The organism is Clostridium sp. DSM 17811, assembly GCF_018861905.1.
Taxonomy (GTDB): Bacteria; Bacillota; Clostridia; order Clostridiales; family Clostridiaceae; genus Clostridium_AD; species Clostridium_AD frigoriphilum.
Map to the genome: position 1 here is coordinate 27708 of NZ_JAHLDU010000005.1, position 21339 is coordinate 49046.

Below are 21339 nucleotides of genomic sequence, written 5' to 3' on the forward strand. Positions count from 1 at the left end.
AGATTTAAATTTAATCTTTTCACATCTTTGGGGGCGTACTTGGTTTCGACGGGGGTACGTTGTGTCGAGGAAGCGAGCTGAGGGAACCTATGGACCCGCATTAAAAAACTATTGGAACAATTTAAACGCAAACGATAATTTACAACTAGCAGCTTAGACTGCTACGTCTTACCTTAGATGACCGCGACTTAGGATAGGGCGACGACAGCGGTGAACCGAGTCTGGGAAAGCTTTGACCTGGAAACGGAAAATATGAAGCTACTAAAACTTAAACCTGGTCAGTAGGGGTTAGGTAGAGGGAATGTTAAATTATTGACTACGCTCGTAGATGCCTAGGTGTTGCTGCCTTCGGACAGGGGTTCGACACCCCTCGCCTCCACCAGTGAAACCCTCGACTAATTAATTTTAGTTGAGGGTTTTTTCACGTCCTAATTTATTTGTATTGGAATAATGAGAGGTGAACCGTATCATAAGTTAAAGGTAATTGTTGTATAATTTTTTAAAAGGCTCTGTTTTAAATAAATATTGATTTTAGAATCCTTATTTATTAAGGAACTAAAGTTTATCCGAAATTAGAAATAATAGTTTAATTTGTAAATTTATTTTTTATGAAAATGATGATATAATAGCGGAGTATGTAATAAAATAAAGGCAGGCGGTAAAAAATGATGTTTGGTATAATTTTAACTTTATTTATAGCTTGGAAAATCTATGAATATGCTTATTATAAGGGGGAAAGTTTTGACAAATTAAAAAGAAGTTTGAATAATTATATCGTAAGTTGTAATGAGTTAAATGAGCATATTGAGGAACTCAAAGAAACTTATTCAGAGGTTAGAAAAATTAACTATGGGACTGCACAATTAAATGATGCGAGTAGGTATAATTTTAAAAGAAAAGAACAATTAAAAGCAAAAAAATCAGAATATATTCATGAATGTTCTGCATCCGTATGTAAAAATGCTGAAATACAACCTTTTAAATATTTATGCAAGTATTTTAATATAAAATCAGATGAAGAATCACTGGAAAATTTTGAAAATGTCTTAAATAATTTTGCTGCTGCCGAAGAGGGAAAACAATTACTTAGTAATGAACTTGAAAAGATTAAAGAATCTATTAAAAATGATGTTCCATTTCTTATTAGAACGATTAACATGAAGAAGTTTATGCTAAAGTTAGGCTTTAAAGTAATTGATTTTAGTACATTATATTTTCCAGTTTACACATTCAGATATGTAAGTCCTGGTGGAAATAAATCCACTAATTGTGATATTAAATTAGATATAAATAATCTAAATAATTTTGTAGAATATTTTTCAGGGATTGTTAAATTTAAAAAAAGTGCAGCAGGACAAAGAGCATTAATGACTTCAAAGTTAAGAGAAAAGATAAAACAAAGGGATAATTACACTTGTCAAAAATGTGAGTTATCTACAAATGATGAAAGAAATCTATTGCTAGAGATTGACCATATAATGCCAATTTCCAAAGGCGGTATGTCTACAGAAGAAAATTTGCAAACACTTTGTTGGAAATGTAACCGTACAAAGGGTGCAAAAGTAAATAGCTAAGTCTTAAGGGACTGGTAATTCAGTCCTTTTTTAATTACTAGGTTTATGGTTATAAAAACATACCTGTATTGACTAGGAAAAGTGTAAATATTATATAAGTTACGTTAAATATGTATAGTGCAATTAATTTTTGCCTTACTGAATCCAAGTTTTGCTTAAAATTCTTAATCTTAGGATTATAGCTACTTGTAATACAAAAGGATATTATTTGAAATATATTAGGGGTGTAATAAATGGAAATAGATTTTTGTAATAAGGAGTGCTGCTTAGAGTTAGAAAAAGCAATTAAAAAAATAGATGTTGAACAAACAGTAAATCTATTGGATGAGCTTAAAAGAAGGGTAGAAATAACTTATAGAACTAGAATAATTGCTACTAATAGACTAAGGGACAAAAATACTGAATATAAAAGGTTAAATATATATTATTCTGTATTAGTAACGGGAGGATCGATACTTACTATTGGAATGCAGACGAAAAACTCCCAAATACCTGCATCAAATATAGTACTTATGTTTTCAATAGTATTAACTTACTTTATGTTTTATACATCTGAACAGAATCTTCAAGAAAGAGCATATAAAATGGAAGAAACATTTAAAGGTTTAGATAAGTTAAGAAATAAAATAAGTATAATGTTAGAGTATAATAAATTAGATATAACAGAAGAAATGTGTAAAAAATTATATAAAGAGTATGAAGCAATTTTAGCAAGCATAGAAAATCATGAAGAAATAGACTATTATATGTATAAATTAGATTGTCTAAAAAAAGAACATATTAGTGACGATAAAAAGGAAGAATATTCGGAAACTAAAGGCAAGGTTAAAAAATATACACAATGGAAAAGTAGAAAGATATTCTTAAAATACTTTATTCCAACTGTAGTGATGATAATGTTAATATTACCATCTATAGGACTATAGTATTACGTAGTTTATAATAAATTACCATCTAATATACATATAGAAATGGAAACCAATATTTAAGTTAAGCTATAATGGGTTGAATTTTAAAATTGTTCTATTATAGTGGATGATCCGTCTGTTTTGCGTTAAGGAGAGTTGGAGTGCTTGTGCCTACAATGTTGTTGAGTCAAAGTAAATGATGTTATTATTTTTAAGGATAATTCGGAATTCAACAGAGTCACAGATTTTTAAGCACAATTTAAATAATGAAATAAGCCTGTAAAAAGCCTAAGATAGAGTAAAATCTGTTTTAGGCTTTTTTATGGTAACATATCAGAATAGATGTGTGCACTTTTTAGCAGAAATCCTATACAATTTAGCGATATTAAAATCACCACCTTCAATGAAAAAGTCGCTAAATTGTATCAAAATCATAGTTATTAGATAGAAAACCCACAACTAATTAATTAGTTGTGGGTTTTCTTATGCTTAAATTTAGTTAGAATTGAGAGACGAGAGCCAAAATATGACCTAAAGAGCGTAATTATTATACATTTATCCACCTGACTCGAACAAGTAATTACCCTATATAATGGAGTTTGAGTAGAAAATACGAAACTTAATAAATTGATGAAGCTAAAGTAAGAGTCGATGAGATTTTAGATAATAATAAGTATTACAAATATGCAATTATAACGTGCGAAACAAGCATGAATGTAAAAGTGGGTGTTAAAATGAATTATATTGAAAAGCTAAATACTTTAATTAATGAACATAATGGAATTATTCTAACTAAGCATGTGACCGAGGCGAGAATTCCAAGAGTGTATATTACACAGCTTATAAAAAATGGTATATTAGAACGATTAGAACGAGGTGTATATATTAAAAAAGATAGCTTTGATGATGAAATGTATCGCTTGCAAGCAAAATATGCTTCTACAGTTTTTTCTCATGATACTGCATTGTTTCTGTACGACCTTACAGACAGGGATCCTATTCACTATTCAGTAACTGTCCCAGCTGGGTATAACTCTCGCAATATTCAGGCTATTGGTATAAAAGTATATTCCATTAAAAAAGAACTCTATGAGTTGGGACTAACATCATGTAGAACTGTTTTTGGAAGAACAATTAAATGCTATAATATGGAAAGGACTATTTGTGATATTATTAGAAATCGTAATGGGCTGGATATTGAAATTGTAACGAATGCAATCAAAAGATACACTAAACGAAGAGATAAAAACTTACCTCAGCTTATGAGATATGCTGAGATTTTCAGAGCATCAAAAATTTTAAGAAGTTACATGGAGGTGCTACTGTGAATACAGCTACACAATTAAAGGTGTTCCTGTTTCAAAAGAAACCATAAAGATAATGTTTAATGAGATATTAGACGTTAATATTAATGACAGCGTTACAATGATAATAAAAAAATAGATGAGATACGGGATGAAGCAGATTATGCAGGATTTAGAGTTAGTCTTGATACTAATTTTGATGAGGTTAAACAAAATCTCAAGATAGATATTACTACAGGTGACACTATGACTCCTCGTGAAGTTGAATACAAATTTGATTTAATGTTTGAAGAGAGAACAATTCAAATTTTGGCATATAATCTTGAGACGGTGCTTGCTGAAAAGCTTGAAACAATAATCTCTAGAGGAACGACGAATACTAGAATGAGAGATTTTTATGATGTTTATATTTTGACAAAACTACAGGCGGATAATATTAATTATAAGTTACTAGCAGAAGCTTTAAATGCTACAGCTATAAAACGTGGGACATTGCCTTTATTTCAAAACAAAAGTCTTATTATCACTGAAATTGAGACGGCTAGTGTTATGCAAGGATTGTGGAAAAGGTATAAGAAAAATTATGATTATGCAGAGTCCATTTCAGGGGGAGATGTTAAAAGTGTGATAAACGCACTAGCAGCTTAGTATGCTACGTCTTATATTTGATGACCATGACTTAGGATAGGGCGACGACAGCGGTGAACCGAGTTTGGGAAAGCTTTGACCTGGAAACGGAAAATATGAAGCTACTAAAACTTAAACCTGGTCAGTAGGGGTTAAGTAGAGGGAATGTTAATTTATTTGGATTACTGTGATGAGAGCCTAAAAGTTAAGTTAGAGAGGGTGGCAATTCTATATTTATATTCAGCTGACTTGAAAACAGACGAACGTATTATAGCCTTTCTAGGGTTCCAATCCAAATCTATCAGCCAATATTAAAGGCTCTAGCTATTTTGCTGAAGCCTTTTTAGTAGTTTTTTGTTAGAAATAGATTTGTGATGCCAGTATGTACATCTTGTACTAGAATTTAAAAAGCAAATATGGTCATAGGTTTAAAGAAAATATATTAGAATAAAGCAAGGCTATAAAAATTTTACTTTTTATTAATCGAACCACTACCTGACCTTAACGCTATTGAATAAGTTCCCATATCCCATTGAATATCTAGTATGATTACTTTACCACTTTCAGAAGAATTTTTTCCGAGTTGTAATGTACCAGATGGAGTATTTAAATCGAAGTCTGTCATAGCTAAAAATCCATTATTTTGTGTCAAATATTTTATGTATTTTACTAAATCTCCATTAACATCTTGTATCTTTGAATATGTATAAACTTTTTTAGTAATGTTATTAGATGTTTCAGTCGATACTCCATTAACCGACCTCTTGCCAAGTACAGCTTTAATAGATGGGATGGTGTTATTCCCAATTTTATATTCACTAGAATTTGATGCGGAATTCATTGCAGTAATAGTAATTGTAGCTCCTACTATTCCTAATATTAATAGAACACCTACAACAATTAATATTATTTTAAGTGGTTTTTTCATGTAATAGTACCCCCTTTTGTATAAATGCCATTAAAAAAAATTTTATATTTTTTGTTTAGCTATTTTGATTATACAAGTATGTATTTAAATTTACAATATTATTAAAAAAAATTGGACTATATTAATACATTAATCTACTAATATCTGTTTATTATGTTTACAATATGTAGAAATGATGTGGTATAATGTTAAGAAAGATGAGTAAAATTGTAAAAAAAGCACGAATTTAGAGTTTCTTATTATGAATTGCAAACAGTCATTAAGAAAAGGTTTTAATATTGCTTCTGTGGAAGGATGTGAAAATGTGAAGTCGAATATAATAAATAAATTGACAATTCAATTTAATCAACATTTATATGAAGAAGATGAAATTTATTTTACAATTGGAATAAAATTTGGATTTTCTACAAATGAAGTATTAGTATTGCCACAAAATGAAATAAAAAAAATTAATCAGGCTAGTGGGGAAGTGTTTATTAATTATATAGATATAATTATGAAAGATAAGTATAAAATTTACATTAGAGGTAATGTAAAAACTGGTATTATATACATTTCTATGAAGACTAGAAAGAATAGGATGGATGATGATGCAATAGATCTTCTGAAAACTTTATATGAAGATGAGGTTAATGAAGGAGTATTTAATAGAGCCAAAGAAATAGCTAAAGACAAATTTTCTTATAATTATAAAAATATTAACTTTAGAGCCTATTACAATATGATGGAGTTTTCGAATATTAATAAAAATTTTATTTTAAGAAAGTTAACAAAGAATTTTTTAGATATAAATGTACAGGAATTAAAAGAATTCATTGAAAATATTGTAGTTGTTCAAAATAGCATTCTTTTTATTAATGGTGATTTGAGTGAGTTGAATAAGAGTAAAATTTTTAAATTTATAGAAAACATTAAAATAAAGGATATTTATGTTAGGCCTGCAGCAGAAGCTGTAAATAAATATTTGCAAACTGATGTTCATATATTTGATACTGCCAGAGAAAATGTATCAATAGGAGGAATAAATTTTAATTTCTTTAATGACGATGTAACAATATTAGAAAAGCAGCTCTTATTATCTATATTAAGTGAAATCATGTTTAAAGATAAAGGAAAGTTGTTATTAGACGAGTTTGATAATAGTTTACTTTATTTTAATTCAAAGTTAGAGGAGTATAGCACAAAGATTTTTGACTATCTTAATGAAGAAAGTGTAATAAAAGCTAAGGATATATTAGTGTACAAGCTATCATATATGTTGGATAGAAATCCTTACTTATTTAATAAGTATTGTATTGATTTGTATTCCAAAGGAATTGATTTTTCAGAATACATTGAGGTTTTGAAGAAATGTGACAGCAGATTGTTGAAAAACATATATATTAAAGGAAATCTAAAAATAACCGAAGGACATTTATTATATGTAAAGGAGAGATAGGATTGTGGCAGAGGGTAGCATTATTATTAAACCAGAAGATTTGCAGAAAGAGATAGATAATAGCAGAAAAACAAATGGAGAAGTTAAAGCTTTAAAATATGATATTGATAAAGGAAATATACATCTTCAAAGTATGGATATGTTTTTAGAATGTTTAGGTGCATTAAATGCAGCTATAGTAAAGTTTGCAGAAATTACAGAAGTCGATTTACATAGTTTAGAGATAGTTAAAGCTACGTGGATGAAACTTGATGAGGAGCTGGCATCTAAAACAACTCTTGATAGGGTAACGGACGCATTTGGTAAATAAGATAACATATTAATAGTATTTTTAAAGCTTAAAGGTGGGATTTGAATGAGAAGATTGATAAATAGTAATGTTACTGAAATGTTAAATGAAGTTAATCAATATAAGAAAACCATGCAAGATGCTTTTTATCAACATTATAAGAATATATATGAACTTACACAAACTAATAATTTTAGAGGTGAAAGTGCTAATGCGTATAAAGAATATTTGACAGGAGTTACTATAAATTATATTAATGCTTTTATCAATATAGTAGAAGAAGTTTCAACAACTCTTGGAAAAATGAAAAGTAATTATATTTCCTTAGAGGCTTCTCAGCAAGGCATTGTAGACACAGATGTGTTAGAGGATGTAGGGGGAAATTTAACTAGTAGAAATAAAAGCTTTCAATCATTGGCAACAGAAATTGCTTCATTAAATAATGAAGCTTCTAGTTATGTTTATGTTAAAAATTTAAATACAGCTGATATAATAGGAACATACAGCAGTATAGATAGTGAACTATGTAAGATTTACGATGAACTTACAACGATTGATACAACTTCTTTATCAGAAGCTAATAATTTAATGGGTAGGATTAAACAACTAACAAATCAATTAACAAATATATCTAATGATTATCATGAAGGTAATAAAATATCAGCAGATAAGGTAAAGAAAATATCAAATGAAAAGTGGTATAAGGAAGAGCGTAATGATAAATTGAGTGTTATGAAAAAAGAAGATCCATATTTTTATCATTCAAATGCAAAATATAATTCAGAAGGTCAATTGGCTGCAGGACTGGCAACAGATGCCTATATTTCTGCAGGATATTCAAGTTTGGGTGGAGAATCTAATAGGAGTAGAAATAATGGAGTAATTTCAGGAGATTTAACTGCTTCTGTATTGAATGGATATGAAAATGCGCAATTTACTAAATATGCAAAAGAGAATGCAAGCCTATCTTTATTGTCTTTATCCTTAGCAGGAAAAGCAGGATTATCTAAAAATTATGCGGGTATTGGGGCAAAGGGATCAGTGGCTGCAGTAGATGCAAATGGTTCAATTGTGTTAGGAACAGATAAATTTAATGGTTATGCTAAAGTTAATGCAACAGCTCTTTCTGCTGGGGGTTATGCTAATGCTAATTATAAAGCTAGTAATGGAGACTTTGATATTGGTCTTGGCGGTAAAGCTGCAGTTGCAGGAGCTTCTGGTAGTTTAGGATTTTCAATTTTAGATGTTCCAGGCACTGAGGATAGTAAAGAATATGCTGGAGGAAAGGTGAAAGTTACTAACAAAACATCTTTACTGGGATTAGGTGTTACAGGTAAAGCAGGGATAAGTGCTTCTGCAGATATTGATGTATCAAATACAAAAGTTTTAGATTTTGGAGAAATAAATGTAAATGCAGTACATTTTAAATTAGGCGGTTCATTTGGAGTGGGAGTAGATGTGGATCTTACAATTCCAATACCAACAATAGATATGCCTTGGGAAGATTAAAAATAATGGAGAGTGATTAAAATGGAAAAACTTAGTAAGCTATTGTGGATATTTGCTATAATAGAAGTTAGTGCAACATTATTGAATCCTTATGTTGGTTTTTTTGGATTCTTTAATGTAATAGAGCTATTTTTTATGTTATTCTTATTCTTTTATATTAATAGTTTAGTTAAAGTAAATAAATCCAATAAAGATAGTGAAAACAAAGTGTTTAAAGCAACAATTAAACCATTAGGTATCGTAGCATACATTTTACCTGTTATATTTTTCTTGTTAAAAATATTTGTAGGTTTAGGCTCATTTATATTAGCATATTCTGATCATCAAGTAATGGCACCTTATCAAGTTTGGAGTAATCCAAATCAAATGAGTGTAGTGTGTTTAATAGTAGAAATGATTTTTAATGTATTATTATTGATATCATTTATAGGCAAAGGGAAAATTATAAGAAGGATGGCGAAATGAATACAAATAAAGGGAGATATACTAAATTAAATATACAATGTTTTATAACTATATTAATTTCTATAATAATTGGATTTTTAAATCCTTATGAATATAATATGACTATCATCTATAACTTTTGGTATGCTTTACCTATGTTTATTTACTTCATACTTATAAAAATAGCAAGAAAAATTCCAGAAAACACTGGTTTAAATGGTGGAGTGAAAAATTATTTTAATTGGTGTATCAATATTTTGGAAAGTAAGAAACTAAAAATATTTATGATAGGAGCACTATGTTTTTTAAAAATTATATGCTTTGCTATTCAGTACACGATGTATTCAGGTAAAGTAAAATCAGAAATAAATTTTTTGCAAAATACATTTCTGCTCGATAATGCATTATTAATGTTTATATTATCTACAATAGCGGAAATAGCTGTTGTAATTGTATTTAGTAAAAGAATTTGGAAAGAAATTGGACAGGGAGATGAAACTGTTTGAAGTTGTTAGAAGATTTGAAAATGGATGTAGAGGCATATAAAAAAAATCTTAGTGAAGAAGCCTCTATGATGGAAGCAAATCAAAAAAAAGCGGATGCTCTAGATAGTTTATATAAAAAAATGAAAGAAAAGAAAGAAGATATGGAATCTTTACAAAAGTCATTAAGTACTTTTGCAAATGAAACATATGAATGTTGGCTAGGAAATGTATTTAATACTAGATATGAGAAGAATGTAACAGAGGAATTACTTGTAAATGGTTATGGCAAGATGTTGACTATAATTGATGATAATTTAGATGAAATAAATAATAAAAGAACACATTATGAAAATTTAATTTATGAATCTAAAGGAATAATAGGTAATGTAGAGTCATGTATAAATTCTGTTACAACGCATATTGAAAATTGGGTAAACTAGGAAGTGATTAAAGTGGCAGTTAAAATAAAAATAGCTAAAGAACAGGAAAGACAGTTAAAAGATAATGATATTAAAAAGGAAGTTGAAGAAGTACAAAAATTCTTTAACACAGCTGATTTTGAATATTCTGAAGGAACAATCAATTTTGTAATGTTAAAAGGTATATATTCTCATATAAAAAGATCAATGCTTATAATTGGAGTATTTGTAAATAAAACAGATAGTTGTGTTAATGGAATAAAGAGTGAATTAGATTTAAAATTTAAAGATATTGATGCAAAAATAATGTCTACTAATATAGAGTTCCCTAAAGAGTTTATAGGAAAACTTGATGTAGATGAAGGATTGCTTATTCATATAGATATTCCGGTAATTGGGCTAAAGAAAGATGATGAATTTGATATAAGAGATATAAGTGGTGAATTAAATAATGTTAAGCTTATTAATGATAAAAGGTAGTTTCTTATTATAGGGGAACCCTTGGAGTACAGAAGATCTAATTATAAATTGTTTTTTAGGATTTTTCCTCATCAGTTGTTTAGAGGGATGTTTATATAGAATTTGAAAATTACACAATTATACTCAATATTAAATGCATTTATACAATTCCATTCTTTCAATGGACAGTGATATAGGTAGGTACGGTTCGCCTCCACCAGACAAAACAACAATATTGATACAATGGAAAACCCTTGAATTCAAGGGTTTTTGTTGTTTTTTGGAGATTTTTGAGTAGAATTATTTATTGATGCAAGTAATGATTTTGGAAAGGCTAAGAATCAAAATAACTTAAATGATCAAAACATAGATAAAATCATCAATACATTTAAAGAACGTAAAAATTTAGATTTTTGGTAGTGGGAAGGTGAGATTTTCACTTTCTCACATTTGATTTGTTCGTGGATAACATGTTTTGACATATTTAGAGTTGTGACAGTCACCAGTGCGAACGGAGTGAGTACTTTTTATTGACATTAGCGAATTATGTTATATAATTTACTATAATGTGACATTTAAGTAGCTGATAGCATATATTAACAGGATGTTGACACTAGGTTCTACATAAAGAGCGAAGGTAGTGTATTACTAAAACTATTTTATAATTACATACGTTTTTGAATTTTATTAAATATAACCAAATTTGGTACAAGTATGTAGATCTATCTCGTGAATGCAGTTTGAAAGTATTAAGCATATTGTAGAAGCATAGTAAAAATAAGAGTTTGAGTAGATTTGTGTAACATGGAAGGGGAATACATATGACTAAAGTATTAATTGTAGATGATGCTGCATTTATAAGGGCGCAACTCAAGCAATTGCTTCAAAGTAATGATTTTGAGGTCGTAGGTGAGGCTGAAAATGGAAAGGTAGCACTAAGAAAGATTCAAGAACTGAGACCGGATATAGTTACACTTGACATAACAATGCCTATAATGGACGGACTTGAATGTATGATGGAGATAAAAAAAATGGACTATGTTCCTGTGGTTATAATGATTTCAGCACTGGGACAGGAAGCTTTTGTACAGAAGGCCATTTTAAATGGAGCAAAAGGATTTTTGGTTAAGCCATACAAAAGTGAAGTGGTGATAAAGAATCTGAATAAGTTTAAAAAGTAAATAATGAAGAGAGCCTATCATAGATGGCGTGAATATGATTGTATAATTTATTATCCAGAGCATGAAAAAGACATTAAATAAAACGATTTAAAATTTTAGGGGGCAAAATTATTATGGAAAAAAAACTTGCAAAACCTTCAAATAGTAGAATAGAAAAGGTAACAGCACGTGTGTTGACACCTGCAACGGATGAAATGGAGAGAAAGAGAGAAATTGCGAGAAGACAGGCACAGGACAAGGTGAGGGCAAGAACTATGGCAAAACAACAGCAATTAGCAGAAAGAATTGCTGTAGCAACAGAGCAAATGGCGTCAGGGATAGAAGAGGCAAGCAGTGCAGCGGAAGAACTAGGATCTACAATGCAACAGATTGCTAGCGGAGCCACTGAAACTGCTTCTGCAGCCGAGCAATCAAGAGCAGCAATTAATCAAGTGGATAAAGCATCAGTTATTGCTGATAAGAATGCAAAGGATTCCCTTGAAAGAGCGGAAATAGCAAAAGATCTAATACAAAACACATCAAAGGACATAGAACTTATGATTAAGGGTATCAAAGAATCTGCCGAGACGAATATGGAATCAGTAAAACTTATTGGTGAACTGGAAAAACAGTCGAATGAAGTTGGTGAAATTGTACAAGCTGTTGTGAGAATTGCTGACCAGACCAATCTTTTAGCATTAAATGCAGCTATAGAAGCAGCAAGAGCTGGTGAACATGGTAAAGGCTTTGCAGTAGTAGCAGATGAAGTTAGAAATCTTGCAGAGACATCAGAGAAGTCAGCTAGAAACATTAAAGAATTAGTAAATGAGATTCAAAGCAATGTGAAGGTTGTAGTAGTTGATATAGAGAACGCAGGTAAGGTAGCAAATGATGAGGTTGAAAATGCAAAGAAGACTACAGCAGACCTTGTTAAGATTAATGAAGAAGTTGTCTTAGTCATGAAAGGAATAGTAGAAGTATCCCAGAATGCAGTAGATGCAAACAAGGGAGCAGTGGATTTTTTGGATATTGCTGAACAAATTGCAGTAGCTGCAGAGCAACAGGGCAGTGCTGCAGAAGAAGTTGAAAGGTCAATTCAAATGCAGAACAAGGCATTTAATGAACTGAATGCTGGTGCAGAAGACTTGACTCAAATGGCAGAGGATTTGAAGGCTTCTACGGATGCTCAGAAGTCTTCTGAATCTATGGCAGCAGCTTCTGAAGAGTTATCAGCCAATGTTGAGGAAGGGAACTCTACTTCAGCAGAGATATTAAAGGCTATGGAGCAAATATCCTCAGGAGCGCAGGAGCAGGGCGACCTTACGGATAAAGCTGCTGTGCTTGCTGAAAAGCTTGCTGTAGCTTCAAAGCAAATGAGTGAAAGATCAGGTTTCTCTGCAGATAAGATATCTGAGCTGCAAAAACTGTTAGAAACCAATAAAATTGCACTTGATAATATGACCACGGGTATATCTAGCTCAGCACAGATTTCAATGGTTGCAGCCAAAAATATCAAAAGTCTTGAAGAAACCACTAGAAGAATTGATAAAATTGTGGATGCAATAGTAAATGTTACTATACAGACAAATATGCTAGCAGTAAATGGTTCTATTGAAGCAGCAAGGGCAGGAGAATTCGGAAGAGGCTTCTCTGTAGTTGCAGTTGACATAAGAGCTCTTGCTAATGAATCAGCAGAAAATACAGACAAGATAAAAGACCTTGTAAGAGGTATCCAAAACCAAATTCAAAGGGTTTCAGCGGATACGGACCTCTCTAGTAAAAATTCCTTCGCAGAAGTGGAGGAAGCAAAAAAAACCACACATAATCTTAATATTATTGAAGATAATATGATAAAAATGCTTACAGGAGCAAATGAAATTCAGAGGAGTTCAGATGAGTCTCTTATAGCTCTAGAGCAGGCAAAAAAAGGTGTAGATCAGATCGCAGCTGCAGCACAGGAAGCAAGTAGTGCAGCACAACAGGCATCAAATGCAGCTTCTGAACAGTCAAAAGGAATGCAGGAATTGGCTGAGGCTATTGAAGAGATATCTGGTTTAGCTGATGAACTGCAAAATATGTAAAGAAGGGAGGGAATAGTTATGGCTACTGGTATAAACAATGCTATCGTTACAGAGCGCCAGCTAGTTACCTTCCTACTTGGAGAGGATGAGTTTGGCGCTGATATAATGGATGTTAAAGAAATTATAAGGGTTCCTGATATCACCAAGGTACCCAATGCACCAAACTATCTGGAAGGTGCTTGCAACTTGAGAGGTAATGTATTACCTATTATAGATGGAAGAACCAGGTTTAACTTAGAAAGAAAATCGAAAGATGAAACCAGCAGGATCCTTGTCATTGATGTGGAGGGTAAAGCTACAGGAATGCTTGTCGATAAGGTATCTGAGGTAATTAGAGTAGCTACTGACAATATAGAAGAACCACCCCATATTGTTAAAAATGTGGATTCTGACTATTTAAATGGTGTTTTGAAGCTTAATAATGGAACGCGGCTTGTAATGATTTTAGATGTTGTAAGAGCTTTAAATGTCAATGGTACCGTTAAACAGCTGAAAAAAAATCAGGCCCAAAGTTCTCAGAATAACAGTACCTTAGTAAAGAACGTTAGTGCTGACTCTATAGATGTGGAGCAACTAGTTTCATTTCTCTTAGATAAAGAGGAATATGCTATTGGAATCATGAAAGTAAAAGAAATTATACGTGTACCTCAAGTTGTAAAGATTCCAAATTGTGAGGCCTATATAGAAGGAGTAGTTTCATTGCGAGATAATTTGCTTCCAATTATAAATTTAAGGACTTATTTTGGAATGGAACAAATGGAAATCGATGACCATACCAGAATACTTGTAATAGATATGGGTAGTTTCAGTGCTGGAATTATGGTGGACAAGATCTCAGAAGTTTTGAAGGTACCAACAAATATTATTCAGCCACCTCCGAAATTCTCATCCCAAAGTGGGGAACAGCTTAAAGGAATTGCAAAGCTAAATAATGGTAAACGAATGATACTAATTCTTGAACCTTCAAAATTAGTATCAGAGGACGAATTAAGTGCAATTAGTGGTGTAAATGGAACTCATAAACAAGGTAATGAGGAGAGAGGTATTACTACACAGTTGATTGAGGAAGAGCAATTGGTTACCTTCAAAATAGATGTGGAAGAGTATGGAGTTAAGATAGCTAATGTTCAGGAAATCAATAGGATGCCAGAAGTTACTAAGGTACCTAGGGCTCCATATTTTATAGAAGGGATTGTAAATCTAAGAGGCAATGTTATCCCTGCTCTGGATTTAAGAAAGCTCTTTAGTTTTCCACAAAAACCGGTAACGGATGCTACAAGGATTATCATAGTTGATTTTAATGGGAAAAGAACAGGAATTGTGGTAGATTCAGTATTGGAAGTTCTCAGGTTTGAAAAAAACCTTATAGAGTCTCCGCCAGATATATTGAGCAGTGGAATAGACAGCGACTATGTAGAGGGTGTTGGTAAGCTGGAAGGTGGAAAAAGAATAATTTTAATTCTTGATATTAGTAAGGTGCTGAGTTTTAGCTGAATTTATGCGTCTATATAGGTGATGATTAATGAGGGTGTACACAAAGTATTAATAAAATTTATGCTTTGTGTATGCCTAATTTATATAATAATTACAAGAGGTGATGGGCGTGAACGACAAAATAAAAGTATTGATAGTAGATGACTCAGCTCTTATGAGAAGGGCACTGAAAGAGATAATCATGACTGACCCAAGTCTTGACGTGGTGGGAACTGCAAGAGACGGTCAGGATGCAATTGAAAAGGTCCATGAATTGAATCCGGATGTGGTTACCATGGATATCAATATGCCGGTTATGGATGGGTTGACCTCCATGCAATATATACTCAGTGATTACCCACAAATGCCTATTTTAATGGTGAGCTCTCTTACAGAAGAAGGTGCAATGACTACTTTTGAGGCGTTAGAACTTGGTGCTTTTGATTATGTTGCAAAACCTTCAGGAACTGTATCTTCTAATATTCATATAGTTGGTAGGGAGATAATACAAAAAATAAAGCTAGCTTATAAAAATGTAAATAAGAAAAGTATAAGAGATAGAATACAAAGGCGTAGTAGCAGTGTTTCTTCAAGGAGACTTGGAGCCGTAAAGAAACCAGACATCTCAGAAACTATGGGACTGTCAAAAGTGGTTGTGATAGGCATTTCTACAGGCGGGCCTGGAACTCTCATGGAGGTATTGCCGTTGCTTCCAGAGGATCTGAAAGCCGCTGTAATTATAATACAACACATGCCTCCATCTTTTACCGCTTCTTTTGCAAAAAGATTAGATGGTGCTTGCCGTATTCCAATCAAGGAAGCAGATGCAGGTGACGTTCTCCAAAATGGTAGAGGATTTCTTGCTCGTGGAGGATATCAGTTGGTGGTAAGGGGAGAGAAAGGTACCTTAAGACTTCCAAGTAATCCTAAAACAATGTTTATGCCCTCAGTAAATGTAACTATGGAATCTGTGCTTGAAGCTTATGGTGGGAAAAATGTAATCGGTGTTTTAATGACAGGAATGGGGGACGATGGAGCTGATGCTATGGTAAAGATACGACGCGCAGGAGGCATTACCATCGCTGAGGATGAATCTACGGCAGTGGTTTTCGGTATGCCAAGGGAAGCAATAGAAAGAGGCGGTGCAGAAATAGTGCTACCCTCTTATAAGGTAGCAGATGCAATAATAAAAGCAGTGAAAAGAACTTAAGGTATAAGATTTCTATTTATTGTAGGGAGGATTCTAATGAAGTATAAATATAAGATTCTAATAGTTGATGAACAAGACGAAGTATTAGTCACACTTAAAAAACAGCTAGAGCAGGAAGGTTATAAAGTTGAAACTACCCAAAGTGACGCTGAGGCATTTGAAAAAATAAAGGGTGACAAGTACCATATTGTATTAATAGATATTGCGATGCCAGAGATAGATGGACTTCAACTTTTAAGGGAAATAAAAAAATATGATCCAATGACACAGGTTATAATGATGACAGAGCATTCAACTATGGATAAAATACTAAGCTCTTTAGAGTATGGAGCTAATGATTATATAAATGAGCCTTTAAAAAGTACAGAGTATGTCATAAGTGTCATTGATTATTCAGTACAAAAGCTGGAAAGATGGAGAACGGCCATAATACAAATAGTTAAATAATTTTAGGGGGTGAGTTTAGTGGATGAGATGATGCAGTTATATATGGAAGAAACGGAAGATATGCTGCAAAGGGCAGAAGAATGTATAATACGACTCGAAATGGAATACTCTGATCTTGACGTTAATGAGTTGTTCAGAATAGCACATACTATAAAAGGATCTTCTCATATGGTAGGGTATGAGAAGATTGGAAATCTTATGCATAAAGTTGAAGATATGCTGGATTGTGCAAGGAATGGCTCAATTATTTTTGATCAGAGTATTGTATCGCTATGTTTTGAAGGTTTGGATACCGTTAAAAAGATGCTTTTATATAAAAAAGATCAGGGATCTAAGGAAATTATGGAGAATCTTGTAAGTGATGCTATCAGAATTAAAGAAATGATTGAAGTTTTTATAAGAGTTAATAAGAAGGTAGAAGAAAAGACTATTATAAAGCAGTCTGAGCCTGGAATTATTTCTTCTTACTTAAGTAAAAAAGTTAAAGGAGAAAATAAGTATTATATAACCTTCTTTTTTGAAGAGGATATACCTATGGTATCCCCAGTAATACTAATGATATTAAATAGTGCTCAGGATATTGGATCTCTTGTATATTCAAGTATTGGTGACAATTATTTTTTGGAAAGTTCATGTGATAATGATATAAAAACTTTTGAAATTATTATATCCACAGATATCGACGAGAATGAACTGTATACATATTTTGCTTTATTTTATATTGAAAAAATAAACATAGTGGATCTAAGTAGAAGTAAGGTGGCAGAAAAGGACTATAGTTTTATTGATGATGACAATAATTTGTATATAATTATTCTTAAGGCAGTTATGAAGTTATATAAAATAGCATTTAGTATGTCTAAAGAATTTAATATAAGCAAGGAAGATATTTACATAATAACACCTTTACACCATGAAGCTGTAAAAGCATTTAGTAGATTGAAAAACAAAAATAAAATTGATAATTTTATTACAGATTTCAATGAAATATACAACGATGTCATTAGGCTATATGAGGATGGAGTAGAGCTAAATCAAAAAAAAAGCAACCATATCCAAACGCAGGTGATAAAGCTAATGGAAAGAGCTTATAACTATACAAAAGGCAAGTATATATTCAGTATTTTTAAATCTCAAAAGGAGAACTTTATCAGTGGACTTAAGGATTTCATTGGGCTATTAAACAAGTCTTCAACTTTAATACTTCTTATTGATTTAAGTAGACTTACAACATTGAATGAAAATGAAGTGAAAGATTTGATAGAAATAAAAAAAGAGATAAAATTAGAGAATATAGAGTTAGGTATCATAGTAGTGGGACCTGAGGGTAGAAGAATAATTAATATTTTTGATTCTATAAAACAGATTGAGGAATTTAATGTGTTTGGATCAGAGATTCATGGAATTTTAGGCATTTTTAATTCTGAGGATTCTTTCAATAGAATTAGTGAAAGGGTAAAGGGGATAAAATGATATTATCTGATGAAGTATTTGATAAATTTATAAAATTGATTTACAAAAGAACAGGATTATATTATGAAAATAATAAAAAGTATTTTGTACAAAAGAGAATTGAGAAGCGTGCAGAATTAATGGAAATGGAAAATTTAAATGAGTACTTCAGGCTGGTGAAATTTGGAGTGGACTCCTTTGAGTTTTATAAATTAATCAACGACCTTACTGTAAATGAAACTTATTTTTTTCGGGATTTTCCTCAATTGCGTAATTTTGCAGAGGATGTACTACCGATAGTTACAAAAGATAAAGGAAACAGCAAAAAAATAAAAATATGGTGTGCAGCTTGTGCTACAGGAGAAGAACCCTATACTTTGTTCATTATTCTTCAGGAAATGCTTGATAAACCGGAAGAATGGGAAATTCAGATAATTGCTTCCGACATAAACACTGAAGTGCTACAAAGTGCAAAAAGGGGAATCTATGAAAGTAGAGCTATAAAAGATGTTCCTCCTGAGTACCTAGAGAAATACTTCACAAAGCGTAAAGAGAAGTACCTTGTCAATCTGAATGTGAGAAAATCGGTAACTTTTAAACGAATTAATCTCATGGATGAATACGAGATGAATAATATTGATGGCTGTGATTTTATATTTTGCCGGAATTGTTTGATATATTTTGATGATGAGTCAAGAAGAAATGTTTTGGCTAGTTTTTATGAGTCTTTGAATCCAGGTGGATTTATGTTCCTCGGACATTCAGAATCTGTGGGAAGGATTTCTTCTGCCTACAAAGTTAAAAGAATAGGGGACACAATAACATATTCAAGACCTAAATGAGAGGAGGAGAAATCTAGTGAAAAACCCTAAAAAGAAAATACTGGTAGTGGATATTATGTGCAGCAAAATTTATATAGAAGATCTTGATGTGCTAAAAATGTTTGTCGATAAGTGGGTGAAATATCTTAAGGGACTTGAGAAGGAAATACTGAAGCTGGAACTTCATTCAAAAGATAATGAATTACTCAATAATATTGTTGAATGTGCCCACAGTATAAAGGGAGGTTCATCTTTTGTAGGGTTATGGAGCATTACAAGACTAAGTTATGAGATGGAAATTACACTTGAAGCTATAAGAAACTTAAAGTTGACAGTAAACACTGGGCTGATTGATAGTATGCTTTTGTATGTAGACTTTTTAAATGATTATATAAAAAATTTGTTAAAAGTATTAAAGAAACAAGATGTTAAGACTGAAAATGGGATTAGGTATCTGGAGCTTAAATATGATCATAAGGAAGAATTGGTACTTAAAAGTTTAAAGATGTCATTTGAAAATTGTGAAGCAAAGGACACAGAGGGCAGCAATACTCAGCAAGAAACATTGGAGGAAGAGAGAAGTTTAGATATCCTAGAGTCAGAGGAATTTAAGGTTGGTCTAGCTAATGGAATTAAAGAGCAGTTTATCATTGAAAGTACAGAACATATTGAGAGAATGGAAAATGATTTATTAATGCGACTCGATACTAATAGTGATGATAGGGAAGCCATAAATGAAATATTTAGATCTATCCACAGTGTTAAGGGTGGAACAGGAATATACCTTGCAGTTTTGACTACTCAGAGTAGCCTTTATATAGGTTTAACAGATTTTTTAGAAGTTGTGCATACTTTTGAAAGCTTATTAACTTTGATAAGGGATAAAGAATGTAATTTTGAAAAAAATCTGCTGGATTTAGGTTTTATGGTAATGGATTATTTAAAGTCTTTCATAAATTCTGTTGACTCAGAAGAATTTATGAATATTGATAATAATGTAATTATACAAAAAATTAAAGAAGAGATATTGAATATTGGGGAATTATCTAGTTCTTTAGTACAAACTACTAAGACAACAACAGCGCAAGAAGTGAATAAAGTGGAGGAGTCGAGATCAAAAGGCAGCATAAACCAGAGCATTCGGGTTAATCAGGACAAACTGGATAAAATGATGAATACTATTTCAGAGCTTATAATTGCAAAAAACTCTTTTATGCACATATCTGCAAAACTCAATGTGGAGTATAACCTGTCCGAAATGTCCAAGGAAGTAAAGCAGGTAGGAACTTATGTAAATAGAATTTCTGAAGAACTTCAGAATGAAATTATGTCTATAAGAATGGTAGAAATTAAAACGGTGTTTCAAAAGATGCCTAGGGTAATAAGGGATATTGCTCAGAGTACTGGTAAGAAGATGGAATTATTTATGGAGGGTGGGAATACTGAAATTGATAAAACAATTATCGAGCAGATCAGTGACCCTTTAGTACATTTAATACGAAATTCAGCAGATCATGGTGTTGAGGATACTGAGGAGCGTCTATCTAAAGGAAAACCTGAAACCGGAAGTATCATACTTAGAGCCTATAACAAAAACAAACATGTATTTATTGAGATAGAAGATGATGGGAAGGGAATTGATAAAGATAATATAAAGAAAAAAGCAATAGAAAAAGGCATTGTTTCTGAAGAAGAAGCGGTCAAAATGAATGAGGCGCAACTAATAAACCTTATTTTCCTTCCGGGTTTCAGTATGGCAAAAAAGATTACAGAAATATCAGGTCGAGGGGTTGGGATGGATATTGTTAAAAGTAACATATCCAAAATCAATGGGAAAATTATTATTGAGAGTGAAGTGGGTAAAGGAACAAAAACTACTATTCAATTACCTCTTACACTGGCAGTTTCACGAGGCTTGACTGTAGAGGTAGATGGCGAAACCTACATTTTTCCTCTGGAGTATATAGTTGAAACAGTAAAAATTAGTAGAAACGATATTCATAAATTTAATGGAAAGTTTTTTACCTATTTAAGGGGAGAGGCCATTGGAATTGAATGGCTCAGTAAGATTTTCCTTATGGGGGATAGAGATACTGAAAGTGAAGAAGTAAGTGCTGTAATTTTATCTAGGGGTGCAGAAAATTACGCAATTGCTGTAGATAAACTTAAAAATGAACAGGAATTTGTAGTAAAGACATTAGAGGGGCATCTAGCGGATATTCCTGGAATATCCGGTTCAACGTTACTTGGAAATGGACAAGTAGTCTTGATAGTTAATCCTGTTGATATATTGCAACTTGTGGAAAAATAA

21 protein-coding genes and 1 other RNA gene are annotated in these 21339 nt (G+C 31.8%); 21 read left to right on the plus strand and 1 reads right to left on the minus strand.

Annotation, left to right across the window (positions count from 1 at the left end; genetic code table 11):
* Positions 1-29 precede the first annotated feature (29 nt).
* The 5 genes from ssrA to KPL44_RS08340 all read left to right on the plus strand — a co-directional run bounded on the left by ssrA (position 30) and on the right by KPL44_RS08340 (position 4434).
* Positions 30-382, plus strand: a transfer-messenger RNA (tmRNA) gene (ssrA, locus tag KPL44_RS08320).
* A gap of 283 nt (positions 383-665) precedes the next feature.
* Positions 666-1574, plus strand: coding sequence for an HNH endonuclease (locus tag KPL44_RS08325; RefSeq protein ID WP_216248670.1), 909 nt, complete (start codon positions 666-668; stop codon positions 1572-1574).
* A 233-nt stretch (positions 1575-1807) separates the two neighbouring features.
* Entirely contained in the window at positions 1808-2500 is a 693-nt protein-coding gene (locus KPL44_RS08330) for an SLATT domain-containing protein (protein ID WP_216248672.1), read from the plus strand.
* Between the two features lie 692 nt (positions 2501-3192).
* The gene (locus tag KPL44_RS08335; RefSeq protein WP_216248674.1) at positions 3193-3810 is read left to right on the plus strand and encodes a type IV toxin-antitoxin system AbiEi family antitoxin domain-containing protein; all 618 of its coding nucleotides are present in this window, start codon (positions 3193-3195) and stop codon (positions 3808-3810) included.
* Between the two features lie 120 nt (positions 3811-3930).
* Positions 3931-4434, plus strand: coding sequence for a nucleotidyl transferase AbiEii/AbiGii toxin family protein (locus KPL44_RS08340; protein WP_367302940.1), 504 nt, complete (start codon positions 3931-3933; stop codon positions 4432-4434).
* 448 nt (positions 4435-4882) lie between these two features.
* On the opposite strand, the gene KPL44_RS08345 is transcribed toward KPL44_RS08340, so the two are convergent.
* Complete coding sequence (locus KPL44_RS08345; protein WP_216248676.1) at positions 4883-5341, minus strand: hypothetical protein; 459 nt, start codon at positions 5339-5341, stop codon at positions 4883-4885.
* A 241-nt stretch (positions 5342-5582) separates the two neighbouring features.
* Here KPL44_RS08345 and KPL44_RS08350 point away from each other — a divergent pair, with 241 nt between their 5' ends.
* From KPL44_RS08350 to KPL44_RS08425, 16 genes are all read left to right on the plus strand, one after another.
* A complete protein-coding gene (locus KPL44_RS08350; protein ID WP_216248678.1) occupies positions 5583-6779 on the plus strand; it encodes a hypothetical protein in 1197 nt (398 codons plus the stop codon).
* Positions 6780-6783: 4 nt separating this feature from the next.
* Positions 6784-7089, plus strand: coding sequence for a hypothetical protein (locus KPL44_RS08355; protein ID WP_216248680.1), 306 nt, complete (start codon positions 6784-6786; stop codon positions 7087-7089).
* Between the two features lie 45 nt (positions 7090-7134).
* The gene (locus tag KPL44_RS08360) at positions 7135-8577 is read left to right on the plus strand and encodes a T7SS effector LXG polymorphic toxin (RefSeq protein ID WP_216248682.1); all 1443 of its coding nucleotides are present in this window, start codon (positions 7135-7137) and stop codon (positions 8575-8577) included.
* Between the two features lie 21 nt (positions 8578-8598).
* A complete protein-coding gene (locus tag KPL44_RS08365) occupies positions 8599-9042 on the plus strand; it encodes a hypothetical protein (protein ID WP_216248684.1) in 444 nt (147 codons plus the stop codon).
* Entirely contained in the window at positions 9039-9527 is a 489-nt protein-coding gene (locus tag KPL44_RS08370) for a hypothetical protein (protein ID WP_216248686.1), read from the plus strand. Before KPL44_RS08365 ends, KPL44_RS08370 begins: the two co-directional genes overlap by 4 nt.
* Entirely contained in the window at positions 9524-9946 is a 423-nt protein-coding gene (locus KPL44_RS08375) for a hypothetical protein (protein WP_216248688.1), read from the plus strand. The genes KPL44_RS08370 and KPL44_RS08375 overlap by 4 nt, the downstream gene beginning before the upstream one ends.
* 12 nt (positions 9947-9958) lie before the next feature.
* Positions 9959-10405 (plus strand): hypothetical protein, encoded by a 447-nt coding sequence (locus KPL44_RS08380; RefSeq protein ID WP_216248690.1) that lies wholly within the window; start codon positions 9959-9961, stop codon positions 10403-10405.
* Between the two features lie 285 nt (positions 10406-10690).
* On the plus strand, positions 10691-10804 hold the full coding sequence (locus KPL44_RS08385) for an N-6 DNA methylase (RefSeq protein ID WP_407935014.1): 114 nt from the start codon (positions 10691-10693) through the stop codon (positions 10802-10804).
* Positions 10805-11205: 401 nt separating this feature from the next.
* Positions 11206-11565 carry a response regulator gene (locus tag KPL44_RS08390; protein WP_216248692.1) on the plus strand — a complete coding sequence of 120 codons (360 nt, stop codon included), beginning with the start codon at positions 11206-11208 and terminating at the stop codon, positions 11563-11565.
* Positions 11566-11678: 113 nt separating this feature from the next.
* On the plus strand, positions 11679-13625 hold the full coding sequence (locus tag KPL44_RS08395; RefSeq protein WP_216248694.1) for a methyl-accepting chemotaxis protein: 1947 nt from the start codon (positions 11679-11681) through the stop codon (positions 13623-13625).
* Between the two features lie 18 nt (positions 13626-13643).
* Positions 13644-15119 (plus strand): chemotaxis protein CheW, encoded by a 1476-nt coding sequence (locus tag KPL44_RS08400; RefSeq protein ID WP_216248695.1) that lies wholly within the window; start codon positions 13644-13646, stop codon positions 15117-15119.
* A gap of 103 nt (positions 15120-15222) precedes the next feature.
* Positions 15223-16308: a protein-glutamate methylesterase/protein-glutamine glutaminase gene (locus tag KPL44_RS08405; RefSeq protein ID WP_216248697.1), complete on the plus strand. Its 1086-nt coding sequence runs from the start codon at positions 15223-15225 to the stop codon at positions 16306-16308.
* A gap of 36 nt (positions 16309-16344) precedes the next feature.
* On the plus strand, positions 16345-16755 hold the full coding sequence (locus tag KPL44_RS08410; RefSeq protein ID WP_216248698.1) for a response regulator: 411 nt from the start codon (positions 16345-16347) through the stop codon (positions 16753-16755).
* Positions 16756-16782: 27 nt separating this feature from the next.
* A complete protein-coding gene (locus tag KPL44_RS08415) occupies positions 16783-18228 on the plus strand; it encodes an Hpt domain-containing protein (RefSeq protein WP_253201689.1) in 1446 nt (481 codons plus the stop codon).
* Entirely contained in the window at positions 18225-19049 is an 825-nt protein-coding gene (locus tag KPL44_RS08420) for a CheR family methyltransferase (protein ID WP_216248702.1), read from the plus strand. The genes KPL44_RS08415 and KPL44_RS08420 overlap by 4 nt, the downstream gene beginning before the upstream one ends.
* 16 nt (positions 19050-19065) lie before the next feature.
* Positions 19066-21339, plus strand: a complete 2274-nt coding sequence (locus tag KPL44_RS08425; RefSeq protein ID WP_216248703.1) for a chemotaxis protein CheW — start codon at positions 19066-19068, stop codon at positions 21337-21339.